The sequence below is a fragment of the Arthrobacter sp. U41 genome (assembly GCF_007679325.1).
Taxonomy (GTDB): Bacteria; Actinomycetota; Actinomycetes; order Actinomycetales; family Micrococcaceae; genus Arthrobacter.
Map to the genome: position 1 here is coordinate 167,563 of NZ_VEGI01000002.1, position 16,883 is coordinate 184,445.

General features: G+C 68.8%; 18 protein-coding genes. 7 read left to right on the plus strand and 11 right to left on the minus strand.

Annotated elements, in window-relative coordinates; translation table 11 throughout:
* Positions 1-4: 4 nt before the first annotated feature.
* Positions 5-862 carry a phosphotransferase gene (locus tag FS787_RS09530; RefSeq protein ID WP_186329150.1) on the plus strand — a complete coding sequence of 286 codons (858 nt, stop codon included), beginning with the start codon at positions 5-7 and terminating at the stop codon, positions 860-862.
* On the opposite strand, the gene FS787_RS09535 is transcribed toward FS787_RS09530, so the two are convergent.
* Entirely contained in the window at positions 859-1,500 is a 642-nt protein-coding gene (locus tag FS787_RS09535; RefSeq protein ID WP_144672201.1) for a DUF4190 domain-containing protein, read from the minus strand. The two genes, FS787_RS09530 and FS787_RS09535, sit on opposite strands and share 4 nt — an antisense overlap.
* A 135-nt stretch (positions 1,501-1,635) precedes the next feature.
* Here FS787_RS09535 and pgm point away from each other — a divergent pair, with 135 nt between their 5' ends.
* The gene (gene pgm, locus FS787_RS09540; RefSeq protein ID WP_144672202.1) at positions 1,636-3,297 is read left to right on the plus strand and encodes a phosphoglucomutase (alpha-D-glucose-1,6-bisphosphate-dependent); all 1,662 of its coding nucleotides are present in this window, start codon (positions 1,636-1,638) and stop codon (positions 3,295-3,297) included.
* Between the two features lie 54 nt (positions 3,298-3,351).
* Here pgm and FS787_RS09545 read toward each other — a convergent pair whose 3' ends face one another.
* Positions 3,352-4,515, minus strand: coding sequence for a GGDEF domain-containing protein (locus tag FS787_RS09545; protein ID WP_144672203.1), 1,164 nt, complete (start codon positions 4,513-4,515; stop codon positions 3,352-3,354).
* Positions 4,516-4,885: 370 nt separating this feature from the next.
* The gene (locus FS787_RS09550) at positions 4,886-5,491 is read right to left on the minus strand and encodes a malonic semialdehyde reductase (RefSeq protein ID WP_144672204.1); all 606 of its coding nucleotides are present in this window, start codon (positions 5,489-5,491) and stop codon (positions 4,886-4,888) included.
* Between the two features lie 212 nt (positions 5,492-5,703).
* Here FS787_RS09550 and FS787_RS09555 point away from each other — a divergent pair, with 212 nt between their 5' ends.
* Positions 5,704-7,041: a uracil-xanthine permease family protein gene (locus FS787_RS09555; protein WP_144672205.1), complete on the plus strand. Its 1,338-nt coding sequence runs from the start codon at positions 5,704-5,706 to the stop codon at positions 7,039-7,041.
* Between the two features lie 124 nt (positions 7,042-7,165).
* Here FS787_RS09555 and FS787_RS09560 read toward each other — a convergent pair whose 3' ends face one another.
* Positions 7,166-7,681 (minus strand): hypothetical protein, encoded by a 516-nt coding sequence (locus FS787_RS09560; protein WP_144672206.1) that lies wholly within the window; start codon positions 7,679-7,681, stop codon positions 7,166-7,168.
* Between the two features lie 61 nt (positions 7,682-7,742).
* Entirely contained in the window at positions 7,743-8,639 is an 897-nt protein-coding gene (locus FS787_RS09565; RefSeq protein WP_144672207.1) for an SDR family oxidoreductase, read from the minus strand.
* A 271-nt stretch (positions 8,640-8,910) separates the two neighbouring features.
* Between FS787_RS09565 and FS787_RS09570 the strand changes: the two genes are divergently transcribed.
* Both FS787_RS09570 and FS787_RS09575 read left to right on the plus strand, forming a co-directional pair.
* Positions 8,911-9,390 (plus strand): DUF6328 family protein, encoded by a 480-nt coding sequence (locus tag FS787_RS09570; protein WP_144672502.1) that lies wholly within the window; start codon positions 8,911-8,913, stop codon positions 9,388-9,390.
* A 1-nt stretch (position 9,391) separates the two neighbouring features.
* Entirely contained in the window at positions 9,392-10,102 is a 711-nt protein-coding gene (locus FS787_RS09575; RefSeq protein WP_313959649.1) for a DUF6766 family protein, read from the plus strand.
* Between the two features lie 34 nt (positions 10,103-10,136).
* Here the strand turns inward: FS787_RS09575 and FS787_RS09580 are convergent, their stop codons facing one another.
* Positions 10,137-11,261 carry a glycerate kinase gene (locus FS787_RS09580; protein ID WP_144672208.1) on the minus strand — a complete coding sequence of 375 codons (1,125 nt, stop codon included), beginning with the start codon at positions 11,259-11,261 and terminating at the stop codon, positions 10,137-10,139.
* Between the two features lie 144 nt (positions 11,262-11,405).
* On the opposite strand from FS787_RS09580, the gene FS787_RS09585 reads away from it, so the two are divergent.
* Both FS787_RS09585 and FS787_RS09590 read left to right on the plus strand, forming a co-directional pair.
* Entirely contained in the window at positions 11,406-12,155 is a 750-nt protein-coding gene (locus tag FS787_RS09585) for a histidine phosphatase family protein (RefSeq protein ID WP_144672504.1), read from the plus strand.
* Positions 12,139-13,158 carry an ADP/ATP-dependent (S)-NAD(P)H-hydrate dehydratase gene (locus FS787_RS09590; RefSeq protein WP_260982488.1) on the plus strand — a complete coding sequence of 340 codons (1,020 nt, stop codon included), beginning with the start codon at positions 12,139-12,141 and terminating at the stop codon, positions 13,156-13,158. Before FS787_RS09585 ends, FS787_RS09590 begins: the two co-directional genes overlap by 17 nt.
* Before the next feature lie 15 nt (positions 13,159-13,173).
* Here FS787_RS09590 and FS787_RS09595 read toward each other — a convergent pair whose 3' ends face one another.
* The 5 genes from FS787_RS09595 to FS787_RS09615 all read right to left on the minus strand — a co-directional run bounded on the left by FS787_RS09595 (position 13,174) and on the right by FS787_RS09615 (position 16,837).
* The gene (locus FS787_RS09595; protein ID WP_395940334.1) at positions 13,174-13,986 is read right to left on the minus strand and encodes a glycerophosphodiester phosphodiesterase; all 813 of its coding nucleotides are present in this window, start codon (positions 13,984-13,986) and stop codon (positions 13,174-13,176) included.
* A 77-nt stretch (positions 13,987-14,063) separates the two neighbouring features.
* Positions 14,064-14,312 (minus strand): hypothetical protein, encoded by a 249-nt coding sequence (locus FS787_RS09600; RefSeq protein WP_144672210.1) that lies wholly within the window; start codon positions 14,310-14,312, stop codon positions 14,064-14,066.
* A gap of 100 nt (positions 14,313-14,412) precedes the next feature.
* On the minus strand, positions 14,413-15,231 hold the full coding sequence (locus FS787_RS09605; RefSeq protein ID WP_144672211.1) for an HAD family hydrolase: 819 nt from the start codon (positions 15,229-15,231) through the stop codon (positions 14,413-14,415).
* A gap of 91 nt (positions 15,232-15,322) precedes the next feature.
* Positions 15,323-15,829 carry a YbhB/YbcL family Raf kinase inhibitor-like protein gene (locus FS787_RS09610; protein ID WP_144672212.1) on the minus strand — a complete coding sequence of 169 codons (507 nt, stop codon included), beginning with the start codon at positions 15,827-15,829 and terminating at the stop codon, positions 15,323-15,325.
* A 9-nt stretch (positions 15,830-15,838) separates the two neighbouring features.
* Positions 15,839-16,837, minus strand: a complete 999-nt coding sequence (locus tag FS787_RS09615; protein ID WP_144672213.1) for a carbohydrate kinase — start codon at positions 16,835-16,837, stop codon at positions 15,839-15,841.
* Positions 16,838-16,883 lie beyond the last annotated feature (46 nt).

The window sequence follows — 16,883 nt, forward strand, 5'->3', positions numbered from 1 at the left end:
GCCGATGAGCTCCCGGCACCGCGCACCGCTTGAGTCCCGCGTTTACGTCCCCGCCGCAGGCGAGGCGTCCGACGTCGAACTCATGCCGGCGGGCGATGTCACCGACGGCGTGGTGCGGGTGGGCGGAACCATCCGCCGCCCGCACCAGCCGCAGTCTTTCGCTGTCGCCGCGTACCTCGACTGGCTGGAGGACGCCGGTTTCGATGGTTCCCCGCGTTTCCTGGGCCGGGACGGAGAGGGCCGGGACGTGCTGACGTTCCTGCCCGGACAGTGCGCCGGGCCCCTCCCGGAGGCCTGGGTCCGGTCCGAGGAACTCCTGGTCTCCGTCGCACAGCTGCTGCGCCGGCTGCATGCGGCCTCCGCCGGGTTTGTGCCGGGCGCCCATCCCTTCCCGCCGCGCCCGGTCCGGCAGGACCCGGCGGAGCTGGTCTGTCATCTCGACGTAACCCCGCAGAACGTGGTGGTCCGCGACGGCCGTGCCGCCGGCCTGGTGGACTTCGACCTTGCCGGCCCCACGACGGCGTTCAAGGATTCCTTCAACACCGCAATGCACTGGGTGCCGCTCCGGGACCCTGCCGACGCGTGGCCGGGATGGGAGGCGGCGGACCCGTTCCGGCGGCTCCGGATCTTCGCCGACGCCTACGGTTGGAACAACGAGGAACGGCGGCGCCTGCCCGCGTTTGGCATCGAGGCCACGTCCCTGAGCTACGAGCGGATGCAGCACAACGCGCGGGAACTCGGTGGCGGCTGGGCGCGGATGTGGGACGAAGGCGCGGGCGGGACGATCCGCCGCCGCGGCACCTGGCTCGAGGCCAACGCCGGCCGGCTGATTACGGCGCTTACGTCCGCCGGCGGAGGCTAGGCGCCAGACGTTCCGAAGGTTGACCTTCCGACGGCCAGTCCCACCGCGATGAGTACGAATATCAGAACCGTCAGCGCGATCCCCACATAACCCATCACCAGGCCGGCGATGGCCATGCCCTTGCCGGCCGGCTCGCGCTTGAGGGCCATGTGCCCGAGGATGACTGCCGCAAGCTGCGGCAGGAGGAAGAAGCCCAGTCCCACGAAGGTTGCGATGCCGCAGCACAGGCTGGCGATACTCAGGCCCTTGGGTTCCGGCGGCAGGCCGTAATATGCCGGCTGGCCGTAGGCGTTGAACGGTGTGCCCGGCTGGCCGTACTGCGGCTGCCCGTACTGCGGCTGCCCGCCGTAAGACTGCTGGGCGTACGGCTGCTGGGCGTACGGTGAGGGCGTGCCGTACGGATCCGCCTGCTGGTTGTAGTCCGGTGCGGCCTCGCGGTACTGCTCGCCCGGGCGGACCTGTTCGCCCGCGTAGCCCTGCGCTCCGGACGGCTGCCGGCCGTAGCCCGGCTGCTCGAACTCCGTCGTCGCGGGCGGCGCCGGCGCCGCAGGAACATCTGACTCCTGCGCGGGAATATACGACGGCGGCCGGTAGCCCTCAGGCGACTCGTCTTTGTCCGGTTTCGGCTGGTCAGTCATGGTTTTCCCCTCGCGAAGTCTTAGGATTCAGCCTACCGCCGTCCCGGTTCCTTGAGCAGGACATTTCTTACGTCACAGGGGCCGTAATCCGTCGAAATCATGTTGCCTGCCACGACGGTCTGGCATGCTGGTGCCATGGCTAGCCGCGCGGGCACTGTTGCCCAACCCCAAGACCTTGTCGACCTCACTGCGCTCCTTGATGCGTACTACGATGTTTCACCGGATCTGGGCGACCCCGGCCAACGGGTGGCCTTCGGGACGTCCGGGCACCGGGGCTCCAGCCTGAAAGCTTCCTTCAACGAACCCCACATCCTGGCCATCACGCAGGCGATCGTGGAGTACCGGGCAGGCCAGGGGATCACCGGTCCCCTCTACCTCGCCAAAGACACCCACGCCCTCAGCGAACCGGCCCAGAACTCCGCCCTCGAAGTCCTCGCAGCCAACGGCGTCAACGTGCTGATCGATGCCCGGCACGGCTACACCCCCACGCCGTCACTGAGCCACGCCATCCTGACGCACAACAACAACTCCCCCGCCGGGGCCCCGCAGGCCGACGGGATCGTGGTGACGCCGAGCCACAACCCGCCCGGAGACGGCGGCTTCAAATACAACCCGCCGCACGGCGGCCCCGCCGATTCCGACGCCACCGGGTGGATCGCCAATCGCGCCAACGAACTGCTGGAGAACGGACTGCGCGGGGTGAAGCGGATCCCCATCGCCGAGGCCCTCAGCTCCGACACCACGGGCAAGTTCGACTTCCTCAGCAGCTACGTGGACGATCTCCCCTCCGTCCTGGACCTCAATGCCATTCGCGAGGCCGGCGTCCGGATCGGCGCCGACCCGATGGGCGGGGCGTCTGTGGACTATTGGGGCGAGATCGGCGAACGCCACCACCTGAACCTCACGGTGGTCAACCCCACCGTCGATCCGCAGTGGGCGTTCATGACGCTCGACTGGGACGAGAAGATCCGGATGGACTGCTCCTCCCCGTCCGCGATGGCCTCGCTGATCAACAGGATGTCTGTTGGTGCGGACGGGTCCGCAGCCTTCGACGTCGCCACCGGCAACGACGCCGACGCCGACCGTCACGGCATCGTGACGCCGGACGGCGGCCTGATGAACCCGAACCACTACCTCGCCGTCGCGATCGATTACCTGTACCGCCACCGGACCGGCTGGAACCCGCAGTCCGTGATCGGAAAGACCCTGGTTTCCTCCTCGATCATCGACCGTGTGGCCGAAAGCCTGGGCCGCAAGCTCGTTGAGGTCCCGGTTGGTTTCAAGTGGTTCGTCCCGGGGCTGCTCTCCGGCGAGGGCGCGTTCGGCGGCGAGGAATCCGCCGGCGCCTCCTTCAACAAGATGGACGGCAGCGTGTGGACCACCGACAAGGACGGCATCCTGCTGGCCCTGCTGGCCTCGGAGATCACGGCGGTAACAGGCAAGTCGCCGTCGCAGCTGTACAAGGGACTCACCGATCAGTTCGGCGATCCCGTCTATGCCCGGATCGACGCAGCGGCCACCCGCGAGCAGAAGGCGGCCCTCGGGAAGCTCTCACCCTCGGACGTGACCGCCACCGAACTCGCGGGCGAGACCATCACGGCCAAACTGACCGAAGCTCCGGGCAACGGGGCGGCAATCGGCGGACTCAAGGTGGTCACCGAGAACGCCTGGTTCGCGGCGCGCCCCTCCGGCACCGAGGACGTATACAAGATCTACGCCGAGTCCTTCAAGGGCGCCGAGCACCTCAAGCAGGTCCAGGCCGAGGCCAAGGCCCTGGTGGACGGGGTCATCTCCTAGCGGCCGCCCCTGAGCCGCTGCCCGGCGATGCCGCGCACCTGCGGCCCGGCGCGCTCAGGCTGGTTCTTCCTCGAAGCTGCCGGCGAGTACTGAGCGGTCGCGGCCCAGGGTCTTGGCGCGGTACAGCGCGGCGTCGGCGGAGGCGATCATCGCGTCAAGATCGACACGGCCGGGCGCGGTAGAAGCGATGCCGTAGCTGGATGTGGGCAGGCGCGGGATGACCGGCGACGCCGATTCCTGCAGCCGGGCGCTGATGTCCGAGGCGATCTGGCCGGCGCGCTCCTGCGTCACTCCGGGCAGGAGGATGATGAACTCCTCGCCGCCGTAGCGGCCCACGAGGTCGGTGGACCGCACGGTGGACGTGCAGGCCTCGGCGAACGCCTGCAGGGCGGCGTCGCCGGCGGAATGGCCGTACTCGTCATTGATGGATTTGAAGTGGTCCAGGTCCGCCAGGATCAGCGACGCCGTGGTCCTGGTCCTCGTGAGGCGGCGCAGTTCGTCCTCGGCGAGGTCAAGGAATGCCGCACGGTTCAAGAGCCCGGTCAGCCCGTCCACGGTAGCGCGGGCACGGAGGTCCTGGGTCTGCTGCTCATAGCTCAATTCGGCCATGGTGAAGGACGCCACCACCATGATCACTGCCGAGCAGACCGTTGCCGGGACGGAGCCGAAGAGGGTCAGAAAAACGGCCCCCTCCGGTCCATCAAGGACAAAGGCGGCCAGGCGGCCCAGGTAGAACGCCGCGAGGAACCCGGAGCCCAACGCCAATGTGCGGTGCACACGGGAGAAGTGCGGGTCCAGCAGGAACAATTCCCGGCAGGCGAGGCCAATCAGCAGGCCCATGAAACCCAGGTAGGCCGGCCCCCCGGACCACACGTTGGTGGCCGGCTGGTCCAGTGCCGACGCCACGGCGGTGATGGCGGGCCCGGCTGCCAGGTACCAGAAGGTGGGGGCCGTGGTCCGCAGGGAACGGGCCCCCGCCCAGATGCTGGACGCGCCCGCAACGAGGAGCACATTCCCCAGCGGATTGGCCCAGACCTGCTGCGGTCTCCCGTCCAGCAGGTACGCCGCATTGCCGGCCAGGAAAAACAGGAGCGCCAGGCACCACGAGCCGCTGTACGTGGAACGTGTCCGGCGGAACGTGATGAAGTAAAAGAGCAGCAGCAGCGTCAGGTCAACCGCCGCCAAGGCGACACGCAAAGTTGAGGTGTCAAGCGTCATGTAGTGGCCCCCCGGTCCGCTCGCAATAGCCCGATATTGCGTCGACTATGCGCCGCAGATGACCCTAGTATTACACCCCGGCCGGATAAAGTGTGATCGCCGTCTCGGATGTGACTTGACGCGCCATGCGTCTCGGCCGGCACGGCCGCCACGCACCCCCGGGCGGGGCCAACGGCCCCTGTGGCAGGAGACGGAAGCGGACTAAACTGGAAGCGGCCCCGGATGCGGCCTTGCGCTCAACCGCAGAATTGCGTCCCGAGTGCCTCCGGCCTGTCCCCCATGGTGCCGGAGGCACCTCCGCGTGATTGCAGTGCCGGAGGCACCTCCGCGTGATGAGAGTGCCGCAGGCAGCTCCGCGTGAACACACATGTCAGACGGTGCGGACAACGTCCTCATAAGCGAACTTTGGCTTGGCCTCGCCCCAGGCATCGGCCGCGGGCTGCCCGATGTTGACCACCAGGAAGCTCCGCTGGCCGCCGTCGGGGAAAAAGGCCTGGTCGATCGCGGTGAAGTCCGCGCCCGTCATCGGTCCGGCGGACAGGCCCAGGGAGCGGACGGCGAGGATGAAGTAGCCGGCCTGCAGGTGGGCGTTGTTGTTGCCGGTGGCCGCGGCGAGGTCCGGGTCGGCGTCGTACATGGCTTTGGGTGCGTTGTAGCCGGGAAGGAAAGTGTCCCACTGTTCCTGCCAGGACGTGTCGTAGCTGAGGATGGCGACGAGCGGCGCCGCCTCGGTCTTGGCGCGGTTGCCGTTGGCGAGGGTGCCCACCAGGGTGGCGCGGGCTTCCGCGGACCGGACGTAGGTCACGCGCAGCGGCTGCGAATTGAATGCGGTGGGGCCGAACTTGGTGAGCTCGTAGATGGCCCGGGCCTGGCCGTCGGTGACGTCGCCGGTGAAGGTGTTGGGGGTGCGGGCCCCGGCAAAGATGGCGTCTACTGCGGCGGCGTCGATTACTGCTTCGTCATGGGCGATGGTCATGAGCGTCCCTTTCGCTGGGGTGCCCGCCGGCGGGCGGCCACTGGTCTCTGTCAATAGTTGCAACTTCAAGTTCTGCCTCCCGCTTCCCGAAGTTCCCCGTGACGTCCGGCACAGCAGCGCCGGCGGCGAAGCATGCCGGAAACACCGTCGCGGTAATGTTGCTCCGGAAGATTCCTTCCCGCCCGCCAAAATTTTCTCTGAAAGGCCCGGCAATGAGCATGCTCGGTACCAAATGGAAGCTGCACGGCAACGGCAAGTCCATCCGCCCCGGCGAAGTCGTGAAGCCGGATGAGCGCCTTGCCTGGCCACTGACGCTTGGCGTCGGGATGCAGCACGTGGTCGCCATGTTCGGCGCCACCTTCCTGGTCCCGATCATCACGGGCATGCCGCCGGCCACCACCCTGTTCTTTTCGGGCATCGGCACCCTCCTGTTCCTGGTCATCACCAAGGGCCAGGTGCCGAGCTACCTCGGGTCCAGCTTCGCGTTCATCGCGCCGATCATGGCCTCGCAGCAGCAGTACGGCGTCGCGGGAGCGCTCGGCGGCGTGGTGCTGGCCGGCGTCGGTCTGGCAGTCATCGGCGCGATCGTGCAGAAATTCGGTGCCGGCTGGATCAACCGCCTGATGCCTCCGATCGTCACCGGCGCCATCGTGGGCCTGATCGGCCTCAACCTGGCCCCGGCGGCGAAGAACAACTTCGACGCCGCCCCGGTGACGGCCCTCATCACCCTCGCCACGATCATTGTGGTCAGTGTCTTCTTCCGCGGCATCCTGGGCCGGTTGAGCATCCTGGTCGGTGTGGTGGTGGGCTACCTCGTGGCGATGATCCGCGGCGAAGTGGACTTCTCCAAGATGGACTCCGCCGCCTGGGTGGGGCTGCCGTTCTTCCAGACCCCCGAGTTCCACCTCGGCGTCGTGGGCCTGTTCGTTCCGGTGGTGCTGGTGCTCGTAGCGGAGAACATCGGCCACGTGAAGTCCGTGTCCGCGATGACAGGCCAAAACCTCGACGGCGTCTCCGGGCGGGCACTGATGGCCGACGGTGCCGCCACCGTGCTTGCCGGCATGGGCGGCGGCTCCGGCACCACCACCTACGCGGAAAACATCGGCGTGATGGCCGCCACCAAGGTCTATTCGACGGCGGCCTACTGGGTGGCCGGCCTCTTCGCCATTGTGCTGAGCTTCTCGCCGAAGTTCGGCGAACTCATCGCCACCGTCCCGGCCGGCGTGCTGGGCGGCGCGGCAACGATGCTCTACGGCATGATCGGCGTCCTGGGCGTCAAGATCTGGGTGCAGGCCAAGGTGAACTTCTCCAACCCGATCAACCTGACCACGGCCGCCGTCGCACTGATCGTCGGCATTGCCGACTACACCTGGACAATCGGCGACCTGGTGTTCACCGGCATCGCCCTGGGCTCCGCGGCGGCGCTGGTGATCTACCACGGCATGACGGCGATCGCGAAGGTCCGCGGCACCGTCGCCGAACCTGAGACCGAAGGCGCCGTGGCCGCTGCCACGGCTGCCGTGAAGCGCACGCCGAAAAAGCGCCGCTAAGCCCTCTGGCCCCAGCCCTGGAAGCCACCGGGGCCCGAAGGGACTGCGCCGCAGCCGAAAGGCCGGGACCCGGACACCCACGTGGGTGTCCGGCTCCCGGCCTTCGCTGTGAGGGGCAGTGGCTTTAGCCGGCGTCGAAGGTTTCCTCGGCGTCGTCGTCCTTGGGAGCCTGGTCTTCTGGCAGGTCCGTTCCCGATCCGTCCGGCAGCCCGGCCGCATCCTGTCCCGGCTCGGAGGAGAAGGGCCGCCCGGCGTCGGGCTCCTCGGTGTTGGATGTGTCCATCTCTGCCTCCGAGGACGGCATGACTGCCTCGGAGTTCTCCGAGGCGTCGGCGTCGTAGCCGGGGGTTGTGCTGGCGTTTTCCGAACTCATTTGTTCCTCCGTTCCTCCGAAGCGTCCCGCTCCGGGTTCTCCTGCACTGTCCTGGTCTTCGGCGCCGAACTGGCTTAGGTCGGGGGCGCCGGCCGGGTACGTTTCCCCGTCCGGGCTGTCCTGGCTGAGCCCTGCCGCGTCGAATGCTTCTTCTTCCCGGGGCTGGGCGAACTTCCTGGTGTCCCCGCCGGGCAGCTCCTGCTCCGCCGTGGGCGTTCCGTAGCCGCCGGCTTCCTCGATCGGGTCCTGCTGGTTGTCCTGGGTCATGCCGTTCCTCCAATACTGGAATGTTGAACTGCGTGGATTATTGCTGGAAATTTTTGACCGTTCAGAGGCCTTTGCCGCCCGTGACAGGCAGGACCGCGCCGGAGATGTAAGAGCCGTGGTCGGAGGCCAGGAGCACGTAGGCCGCTGCGAGTTCCGCCGGCTGCCCGGCGCGCTGCAGCGGGGTGTCCTGGCCGAAGGACGGCAGCTTGTCCGGCCACTCGGTTGCCGGGATCAGGGGCGTCCAGATGGGGCCCGGGGCCACGGCGTTGACGCGTATGCCCTTCGGCCCGAGCTCTTGGGCCAGGGCTTTGGTGAAAGCAACCTGCGCGGCTTTGGTCATGGCGTAGTCGATAAGTTCAGGCGAGGGGTTGAACGCCTGGATCGACGCCGTCGTGATGATCGACGCGCCGGCCTTCAGGTGCGGCACCGCCGCCCGCGCGGTCCACAACAGCGAGTAGAGGTTGGTCTGGAAGACGCGGTCGAACTCCTCGGTGGGGAGGGACTCGAAGCTGTCGCGGTTCTTCTGGTACGCGGCGTTCAGTACAACGACGTCCAGCCGGCCGAATTCAGCGAGCGCGTCATCCACGATCCGGGTGGCGAAGGCCTCGCTGCGGCCGTCTCCGGCGATCAGCAGCGCCCGCCGGCCGGCTTTGCGGATCCATGCGGCGGTGTCCTGCGCGTCCGCTTCCTCCTCCGGCAGGTAGGAAATAGCGACGTCGGCGCCCTCCCGTGCGAAGGCAATGGCCACCGCTTTCCCGATCCCGGAATCGCCGCCCGTGATCAGCGCGGCTTTGCCGTCGAGTGCGCCGCTGCCCTGGTAGCTCTCCTCGCCGTGGTCCGGTTTGGGTTCCATGGGCGCAGTGAGGCCCGGCTGTTCCTGCACCTGCTCCGGGAAGGAGCCGGAGTAGTAGCCGCCCCGGGGATCGCGCGGCTGGTCCTGCTGTTTTGAATCACTCATAGTCCACCTACCCAACGTGTCGGTTTTCCAGAGGCCGTTTCTGCAGGTCGCGGGCGAGGGCCCGGACCTGCGATGCGGCCCGACGGAGTAAACAATTACACCCTACCCGGGGATTCATCAGCAACCTTAGTATCGGCTTGAATTTCGTAACGCTCAAGCCTAGGTTGAAGTTGACTGCCACCGCAGCCCGGCCATCATTCACGTGGAGGCACAAGTGTCCGATTTAGAGCCGGAGTCCGCTCCGAACGAGTCCGCCGCGGGCCGAACGAGGGTGCCCGCCCAGGACGAACGCAACGAATCCGCCATCGAGAAACTGGACCGCAACTGGATGGAGCTGTTGCAGGAACTGCGGGTGCTGCAGACCGGCGTGCAGATCCTGGCAGGGTTCCTGCTGACCCTGCCGTTCCAGTCGAGGTTTGAGACGCTGGACGATTACCAGACCACGCTCTACCTCGCCAATGTGGCACTGGCTGCACTGACCACGGCCCTGATCCTGCTGCCTGTGAGTGTGCACCGCCGCCTGTTCCGGCTGCACCTCCGTGCGGCCCTGGTGTCCAGCGCGGACAGGATCGCCAAGGTGGCCCTGGCCTGCGTCGGGCTCCTCAGCGTGGGCACGTCGTCGCTGGTATTCGACGTCACGGCGGGCCGGGCGGCAGGGCTGTGGGCCGGTGGAGTGCTGCTGGTTGTGCTGATTGTCCTGCTGGTCTATGTGCCGAGCAGGCTGCGCCGGCAGGCTGAAAAGGAGAACTGAGGTGACCAAAGCGGCAGGCCTTCACGGCGGCACAGGGCCGCGGCGGACCGTGCGGGACTGGACGAAGGACCACGGCCTGCTGCTGGCCAATATCGCCCTGTTCGTGGTGTTCTTCGGCGGCATGGTGGTCAGCGGAGCGGCCGAATACAGCGAGGACCAGCGGGCGCACGGCGAACCGGCCGTGACACTGCTGGGCTACCTGGGCACCGGCGCGTTCCTCGAGGCGACCTTTGAGAACTGGGAATCCGAGTTCCTGCAGATGGGCATGTACGTCATCCTGACGGTTTTCCTCTTCCAGAAGGGTTCCTCGGAGTCCAAGCCGGTGGGCCGGGAGGCCCCGCAGGATGAGGATCCCCGGGACGCGGACCTCAAGGCAGCCACCCCGTGGCCCGTCCGGCGCGGAGGCTGGGTCCTCAAGCTGTATGAACACTCGCTGTCAGTCATGTTCCTGCTGCTGTTCCTGGCCTCTTTCGCCCTCCATGCCGTGGGCGGCGCGGAGGAGTACAGCTCAGAGCAGCAAAGTCACGGAGAAGCGCCCGTGACGGTATTTGAGTACGTGGCAACCAGCCGTTTCTGGTTTGAGTCGTTCCAGAACTGGCAAAGTGAGTTTCTGGCCGTCGCCGTTCTGGTGGGCGCCTCGGTATACCTCCGCGAGCGTGGCTCCCCGGAATCCAAACCGGTCGCGGAGCCGCACTATGAGACGGGTGCCTGAAAGACGGTCGCCTAAGCCGCCGGAGCCTGGGGGCCTAGGCTCCCTCGAGCACCTGGCTGGTGGCCCGGGCGAGGTACTTCGCGGCGTTCGCGACGGCGTCGTCCGGGCTCCCGGCCAGGTCCAGCAGCTGGGCAGCGGCCACCACGCCGTGCGCGGCGAGCTCCTCCGGAGTGACCAGGATCCGTCCTGCGACCACAATCACCGGGATTCCGCGGCTCTGGGCGGCATCGGCGAGCGCAATCGGGGCTTTGCCGGTGAGCGACTGCGAATCCATCGACCCCTCCCCGGTGATCACCAGATCCGCCTGCACGAGCTTGTCCGCCAGTCCGGTGAGTCCGGCCACCAGCTCGAACCCGCCTTCCAGCGCTGCGTCGCTGAACGCCAGGAACGACGCCGGGAAGCCGCCGGCCGCCCCGGCCCCGGGGACATTGACGTCCCGCCCGGTGGATTCGCGCAGCACCGAGGCCCAGTTGCGGAGTCCGGCGTCGAGCAGTTCGACGGCGTCCCCGTCGGCACCCTTCTGCGGGCCGAACACGTGGGCGGCACCGTCGCTGCCGTAAAGCGGATTCTGCACGTCGACAGCGATCCGGAAAGTGACCGACCCCAGCCGCGGGTCGAGGCCGGTGGCATCGAGGCGTGCCACGTCGGCCAGCGATCCGCCGCCGAGCGGCACCACGTTGCCCGCGGCGTCGAGCGGTTTAAGGCCCAGCGCGCGCAGGGCGCCGCTGCCGCCGTCACTCATGGCGGAACCGCCCAGGCCCAGGACAATCTCCGTCGCGCCGGCGTCGAGGGCGGCGGCGATGAGCTGGCCGCAGCCGTAACTGTGCGCGCGCAGCGCGTTGGCCGGCGTCGGCTCCATGTGCGCCAGCCCGGACGCCTGCGCGGTCTCGATCACTGCGGTGGCCCCGCCGAAGGCGTCCTTCCGGATCGCCCAGGCCGCCCCGACCGGCGCCAGGATGGGGCCCACGACGGCGTTCAACCGCTCCTCATACCCGGCGGCGACGGCCGCCTCCAAGGTGCCTTCGCCGCCGTCGGCCACCGGAAACTGGATGGCCTCGGCGTCGGGATAGACGCGCAGGGCGCCTTCGGCGATGGCGGCGGCGGCCTCGGCGGCAGTGAGGGAGCCCTTGAATTTGTCCGGGGCGATGAGAATACGCATGGTCCCATCCTGCCAGTCCCGGAGCTGCGCCCGACGCCGGGACAGCGGGACAGACCGCCGCCCCGGTAGTAACGTGGCAGCCACAAAGCAACGACCCGGATTCAGGGGGCAACGGTGAACGTCAACGGTAAGACCCGCCAGCACATGTCCGGCCAACCCGGCATGGCCGAACTTCTGCTCGTCCGCCACGGCGAGAGCCAGGGCAACGTCGCAGCCACACTCGCGCACGAGTCCGGGGCGCACGTCATCAAGGTCCCGGCGCGCGACGCCGACGTTGAGCTGTCCGCAACCGGGCGCGAGCAGGCGCTGGCCCTGGGCCGCCTGTTCGCCGGATTCCCGGAGGACCGGCGGGCCGCAGTGTGGTCCTCCCCGTATCTCAGGGCGCGGCAGACGGCGGAACTGGCCGTGCACACCGGGGGCTGGACAACGCCGGTCACGCTGGACGAGAGGCTGCGCGACCGCGAGCTCGGCATCCTGGACATGCTCACCTCGGCCGGGGTGGAGGCCAGGCTGCCGCAGGAAGCGGAACGGCGGCGCTGGCTGGGCAAGTTCTACTACCGCCCGCCGGGCGGCGAGTCGTGGGCCGACGTCGTCCTCCGCCTGCGTTCCCTGCTGGCCGACCTGGATCGCTCCTACCCGGGGCAGCGGGTGCTCCTGGTCTGCCACGACGCTGTCATCATGCTGATCCGCTACATCCTGGAAGGGCTGACGGAGAACGAACTGCTGGACCTCGCCGCCTCCACCGCCATTCTCAACGCCTCAGTGAGCCGATTCGTCCGGCCGGACGGCACCGGTCCCTGGCAGCTGGAGAGCTTCAACATGGCTGACCACCTGATGAGCGAGGGAGTCCCCGTGACCGAACACGCCGGAGATGCCAATGTCCACCCGAGGTAAGGCAGACCCCGGGCCGGGGCGGGAGCCGGTCCGCCCCGAGCCCGTCACACCCACCCTGTTGCGGGACTGGCCACTGCCGGGCGGCGGCTCCGGCAAGGACGACCGCGGATCGGTGCTGGTGATCGGCGGGGCGCGGATGACGCCGGGCGCCGCGCTGCTCGCCGGAGTGGCGGCACTGCGCTCCGGCGCCGGACGGCTCACCCTGGCAGTGGCGGAATCCGTGGCCGTCCAGCTGGCGGTCGCGCTGCCGGAAGCCGGTGTCCTCAGGCTGCCGGAAACTGCGTCGGGAACAGTCAGGGGCTCTGCGGCGGCCGCCGTCCTCGCAGCACCGGTCGAGGCGGCCGACGCGGTCCTGATCGGCCCGGGCCTCGACGACAAGGACGAGGCCACCGCGCTGCTGCGCGGACTCCTCAAGCTGCCGGCGGGGAAACAGCCGCCGGCCATCATCCTTGACGCCTTCGCCCTGGGCAGCCTGCCCGAGCTGGCCGGGGAGCTGGGTCCGTGGGAGGGCCGGCTGATCCTGACCCCGAACGTCACCGAGGCGGGCATCCTGCTGGGGCACGACGCCGGGCAGCTGGTCCGGGACGTGCCCGAGCTCGCGGAGAAGTACGGCGCGGTGGTGAGCTGCCAGGGGGTGATCGCAGGACCGGGCGGCGCCGCCGGGAAATCCGCCGGCAAATCGGCAGGGAAATCCGCCGGTAAATCCGCGGGTAAACCAGCCGGCAAGCCAGCGGGCGCGGCCAACTCCGCGGCGGAGGCCTCGCTGTGGGAAATCACCACCGGACACAGCGGCCTGGGCACGTCGGGCTCCGGTGATGTGCTGTCCGGGACGATCGCCGGTTTGCGGGCTCGGGGCTGCACCGACGCGCAGGCTGCCTGTTGGGGCACGCATCTGCATGCGAGCGCCGGTGACCGGCTTGCCAGCCGGCTGGGCGGTCTCGGCTACCTCGCCCGGGAACTGACGGAGGAATTGCCGCCCCTGATGATGGAGCTCGGCTCCTGACTTCGGGATCTGGGCTCAGCCGCTCCAGCCGCCGCGTTCCAGCAGGACTTCCTTGAGCAGGTCCGCCCGGTCGGTCACGATCCCGTCCACGCCAAGGTCCAGCAGGCGTCGCATTTCCGCGGGATCGTTGACGGTCCAGACGTGCACCTGCAGCCCGTGCCGGTGGGCCCGCCGGACGAAGCCGGGCGTCACGACAGGCACGGCGCCGTAGCTGACCGGGACCTGCAGCGCCTGGACCCCCCGGAGCGCCCGCCCGGCCGTGAGGCGCAGCAGCGGCGCCGGCAGCACCGGGCCCAGCAGGACGAAAAGCGCGTTGGACACAATGCCGGCCGAACTCGCGACGGGGCGGCTCAGTTGCTTCAGCACGGCCCGCCGCCGGCGGTCCGAAAAGCTGGCGATCAGCACCCGGTCGTGCAGGCCGTACCGTTCGATCGCCGCTGCCAGGGCGTCCACCGAATTCCAGTCCTTGACGTCGAGATTGAGCCGGACGTCCGGGAAGGCCTTCGCGAGTTCCTCGAACAGCGGAATGGGTTCCACGCCGCCGATCCTTGCCCGGGCCACGGCCTCCGCCGGGAGTTCCGAGATCCGGCCGCGGCCGTCCGTGACGCGGTCCAGGGTTTCGTCGTGGAACAGCAGCAGGACCCCGTCGGCGGTGGTGTGGACGTCCGTCTCCAGATGCCGGAACCCCAGCTCGACGGCGGCGCGGAACGCCGCCATGGAGTTCTCCAGGCCGTTCCGGGAGAAGCCGCGGTGGGCCATGGCCAGGGGAAGATCGGGACCGTCGCCGTCGGCAGGACCGGAGGCGAAATACGGGTGCGGGCTGCTCACCCCTGAAGCCTATCGGAGCACGGCCGGGGCCCGGGATGGGCTAACGCGGCGCGGGCCGGGTCAGTCAGCGGGCGGCGTCAGTTAGCGGGCGGGAGGATTTCCACACCGTCGGTGCAGTGCAGCAGCGTGCGGCCCCGGCCGCCGTCGAGGTCCACCCACACGGCGGTGTGGTCCGCGGTGACGGCCTCCACCCGGCCGCCGGTTTCGTAGCCCGGCGCCAGCCGCACGCTGACGCGGTCGCCTTGCTGCAGGCTCTTCCAGTGCGCGTCCGGCGCCGCCGGGCGCAGGGGCGTGTCGTCCATGTTCTTCGTGCGGTACCTGGCCATGATGTCCCACCGTTAGTCAGCTGATCCGTCGTGAGATTTCAGCGTAGGGCGCCAAGGTGAACGCCAGTTGACCGGGAGCTGGGAGTCCGGTGACCGCGGGTCAGGGCAGCCGGACGCCCAGGGCCGCCAGCTTCGCTTCGAGGATCTGCGCAACGCCGTCGTCGTCAAAGTGCGGGGCCTGCTGCCCGGCGGCGAGGATGGCTTCCGGGTGGCCACTGGCCATCGCGTAACCGTGGCCGGCCCAGCGCAGCATCTCGATGTCGTTGGGCATGTCCCCAAAGGCGACGACGTCGGCGGAGTCCACACCAAGGGAGGCCGCATATTCGGCGAGGGTGACGGCCTTGTTCACACCGGGCAGGGACAGCTCCAGCAGTGCCATGTTCGGCGCCGAATGCGTCGCGGCGGCCAGATGGGCGACCGCAGGGGTCACCTCGGCCAGGAACTCATCAGCCGTGCCCTCCCGGACGATGGCCATGAGCTTAACCACGGAATCTTCGGCCGTCAGGGTGCTGTGCAGCGGCGCGGGGGTGAGTTCGGCCAGCAATGGGCTGCTGCCGGAGTTGAGGAACCCCGGTTCCAAGTGGAAGCCGGTCAGGGTCTCGGCGGCAAAGACTGCGGAGGGGCGCAACCGCTGGATGATGCGCCGCGCCTCAAAGACGGCGTCGAGCGGCAGGCCGCGGGCCGACACGAGGCGGTCCGCCTCAAGGTCCCAGACGACGGCGCCGTTGGAGCAAATAACCGTTCCGGTGTGGCCCAGCCGGTCCTGCAGCGGGTGCAGCCAGCGCGGCGGGCGGCCGGTGACGAAGACCAGCTCGACGCCGGCCTCGCGGCACGCGTGAAACGCCCGGACAGTCCGGTCACTGATTTTGCCGTCGTGGCCGAGGATCGTTCCGTCAATGTCACTTGCTACCAGCCGCATACAGCCAGTCTACGTTGGCGGTGCCTGCCTGGGCGCGGGCGTCCGGGCTGTCGGGAGCCGCGCGGAACCGAGTCGGGCGCCGGCCGCGGGCTCAGCGCTCGTAGATGCCGGTCAGGCTCGCCTTGGCCAGGGTGTGCGGGGCGAGCTTCGCTTCGAGTTTTGCGGGATGTGCTCCGGCGTCGAGCCCGGAGTGCGCTGTACCGAGGGCGTGGACCGTGACGATGTACCGGTGCGGGCCATGGCCCCTGGGCGGCGCCGCTCCCAGGTAGCCGGTGGTGCCGCCGTCGTTCTTCAGCTGGAAGGCGCCGGGCGGCAGGTGCCCGTGCCGCGACCCCGCCCCGGCAGGCAGGGAGGTGACGTCCGCGGGGAGGTCCAGCACGGCCCAGTGCCAGAAGCCGCCGCGGCCCGGGGCGTCGGGGTCGAACACGGTGACAGCGTAGCTCAGGGTCCCTGCGGGGGCGCCGCTCCAGCTCAGCTGCGGGGACTCGTCCTTAGCGCTTGCGCCGGTTGAGGTGCCGCGCTGGGCCGGCGGGAGGGTCTGGCCGTCCTGGAATGACTCACTGCTGACGCGGAAGGACGGGGCATCGTGGTGTGTCATGGCTGCCTTTCAGTTGCTGGGGAGTTCTGCACTTTCAGGGGCGTGGCCGGTTTCCCTAGGCGTCCGCGCGCCGGCCTCCATCCGGTTCAATTCCGCGCGGGTGGGCGGGTTGGCGCCGGCGCGGGACACGGTGACGGCGGCGGCCCGGGCGGCGTGGGCCAGGAGGTCCCGTAGGCTCTCGGCGGAAAGCCCGCGCAGGTCCTTGCGGTTCTGCGCCCCGTCCAGGCCCAGGTCCACAATGGCGGAGAGCAGCGCCGCCATAAAGGAGTCCCCGGCGCCTACCGTGTCGGCCACTTTCACGGACGGCGCCGGGAAGTCCGCCTCACCGGCGGCGTTCACGCCCCACGGCCCCTGGGCGCCGCGGGTGACCACCACCATCGCGGGGCCTTCCGAACCGCCGAGCGACAGCCAGCGCCGGGCCGAATCCAGCGGTTCCTCGCCCGGGTACAGCCATTCGAGGTCCTCGTCCGAGGCCTTGACCACGTCAGCCAGGGTGACGAACTTTTCCGCCTGCCGGCGCGCGTAGTCGACGTCGGTAATGATGCTGGGCCGGCAGTTGGGGTCAAAGCTGATGGTCGCCAAAGGATGGGCATGCTCGACGGCGGAGAGCACCTCGGCAGCGCCGGGGGCCAGCATGGTGGCAATCGAACCGGTGTGCAGCAGCGTTGTGGCCTGCAGCATAAACGGCAGCCGGTCCGCGAGCCCGGGAAGCTCCCACGCGAGCTCGAACGTATAGCTCGCGGCGCCGTCGTCGTCGTCGATCAGGGCGGTGGCCACGGACGTGGGGAGCTCGTCCGGGCCCACCGGGAGGAGCACCGAGCTGGACTTCAGGTGGGCGGCCACCGATTCGCCGTAGGCGTCGCGTCCGTAGCGGCCGATGAACTGCACCGGATGGTCCAGCCGGGCCAGCCCCACGGCGACGTTGAGCGGACTGCCGCCCACGTGGGCCTGGATACCGGAGGAACGCTGGACCACATCAACCAGGCCCTCGCCTATAACTGTGAGCATGCTCATACTCTGCCAGAGAACGCGGGCCGGCGCCCCAGTGTTTCGC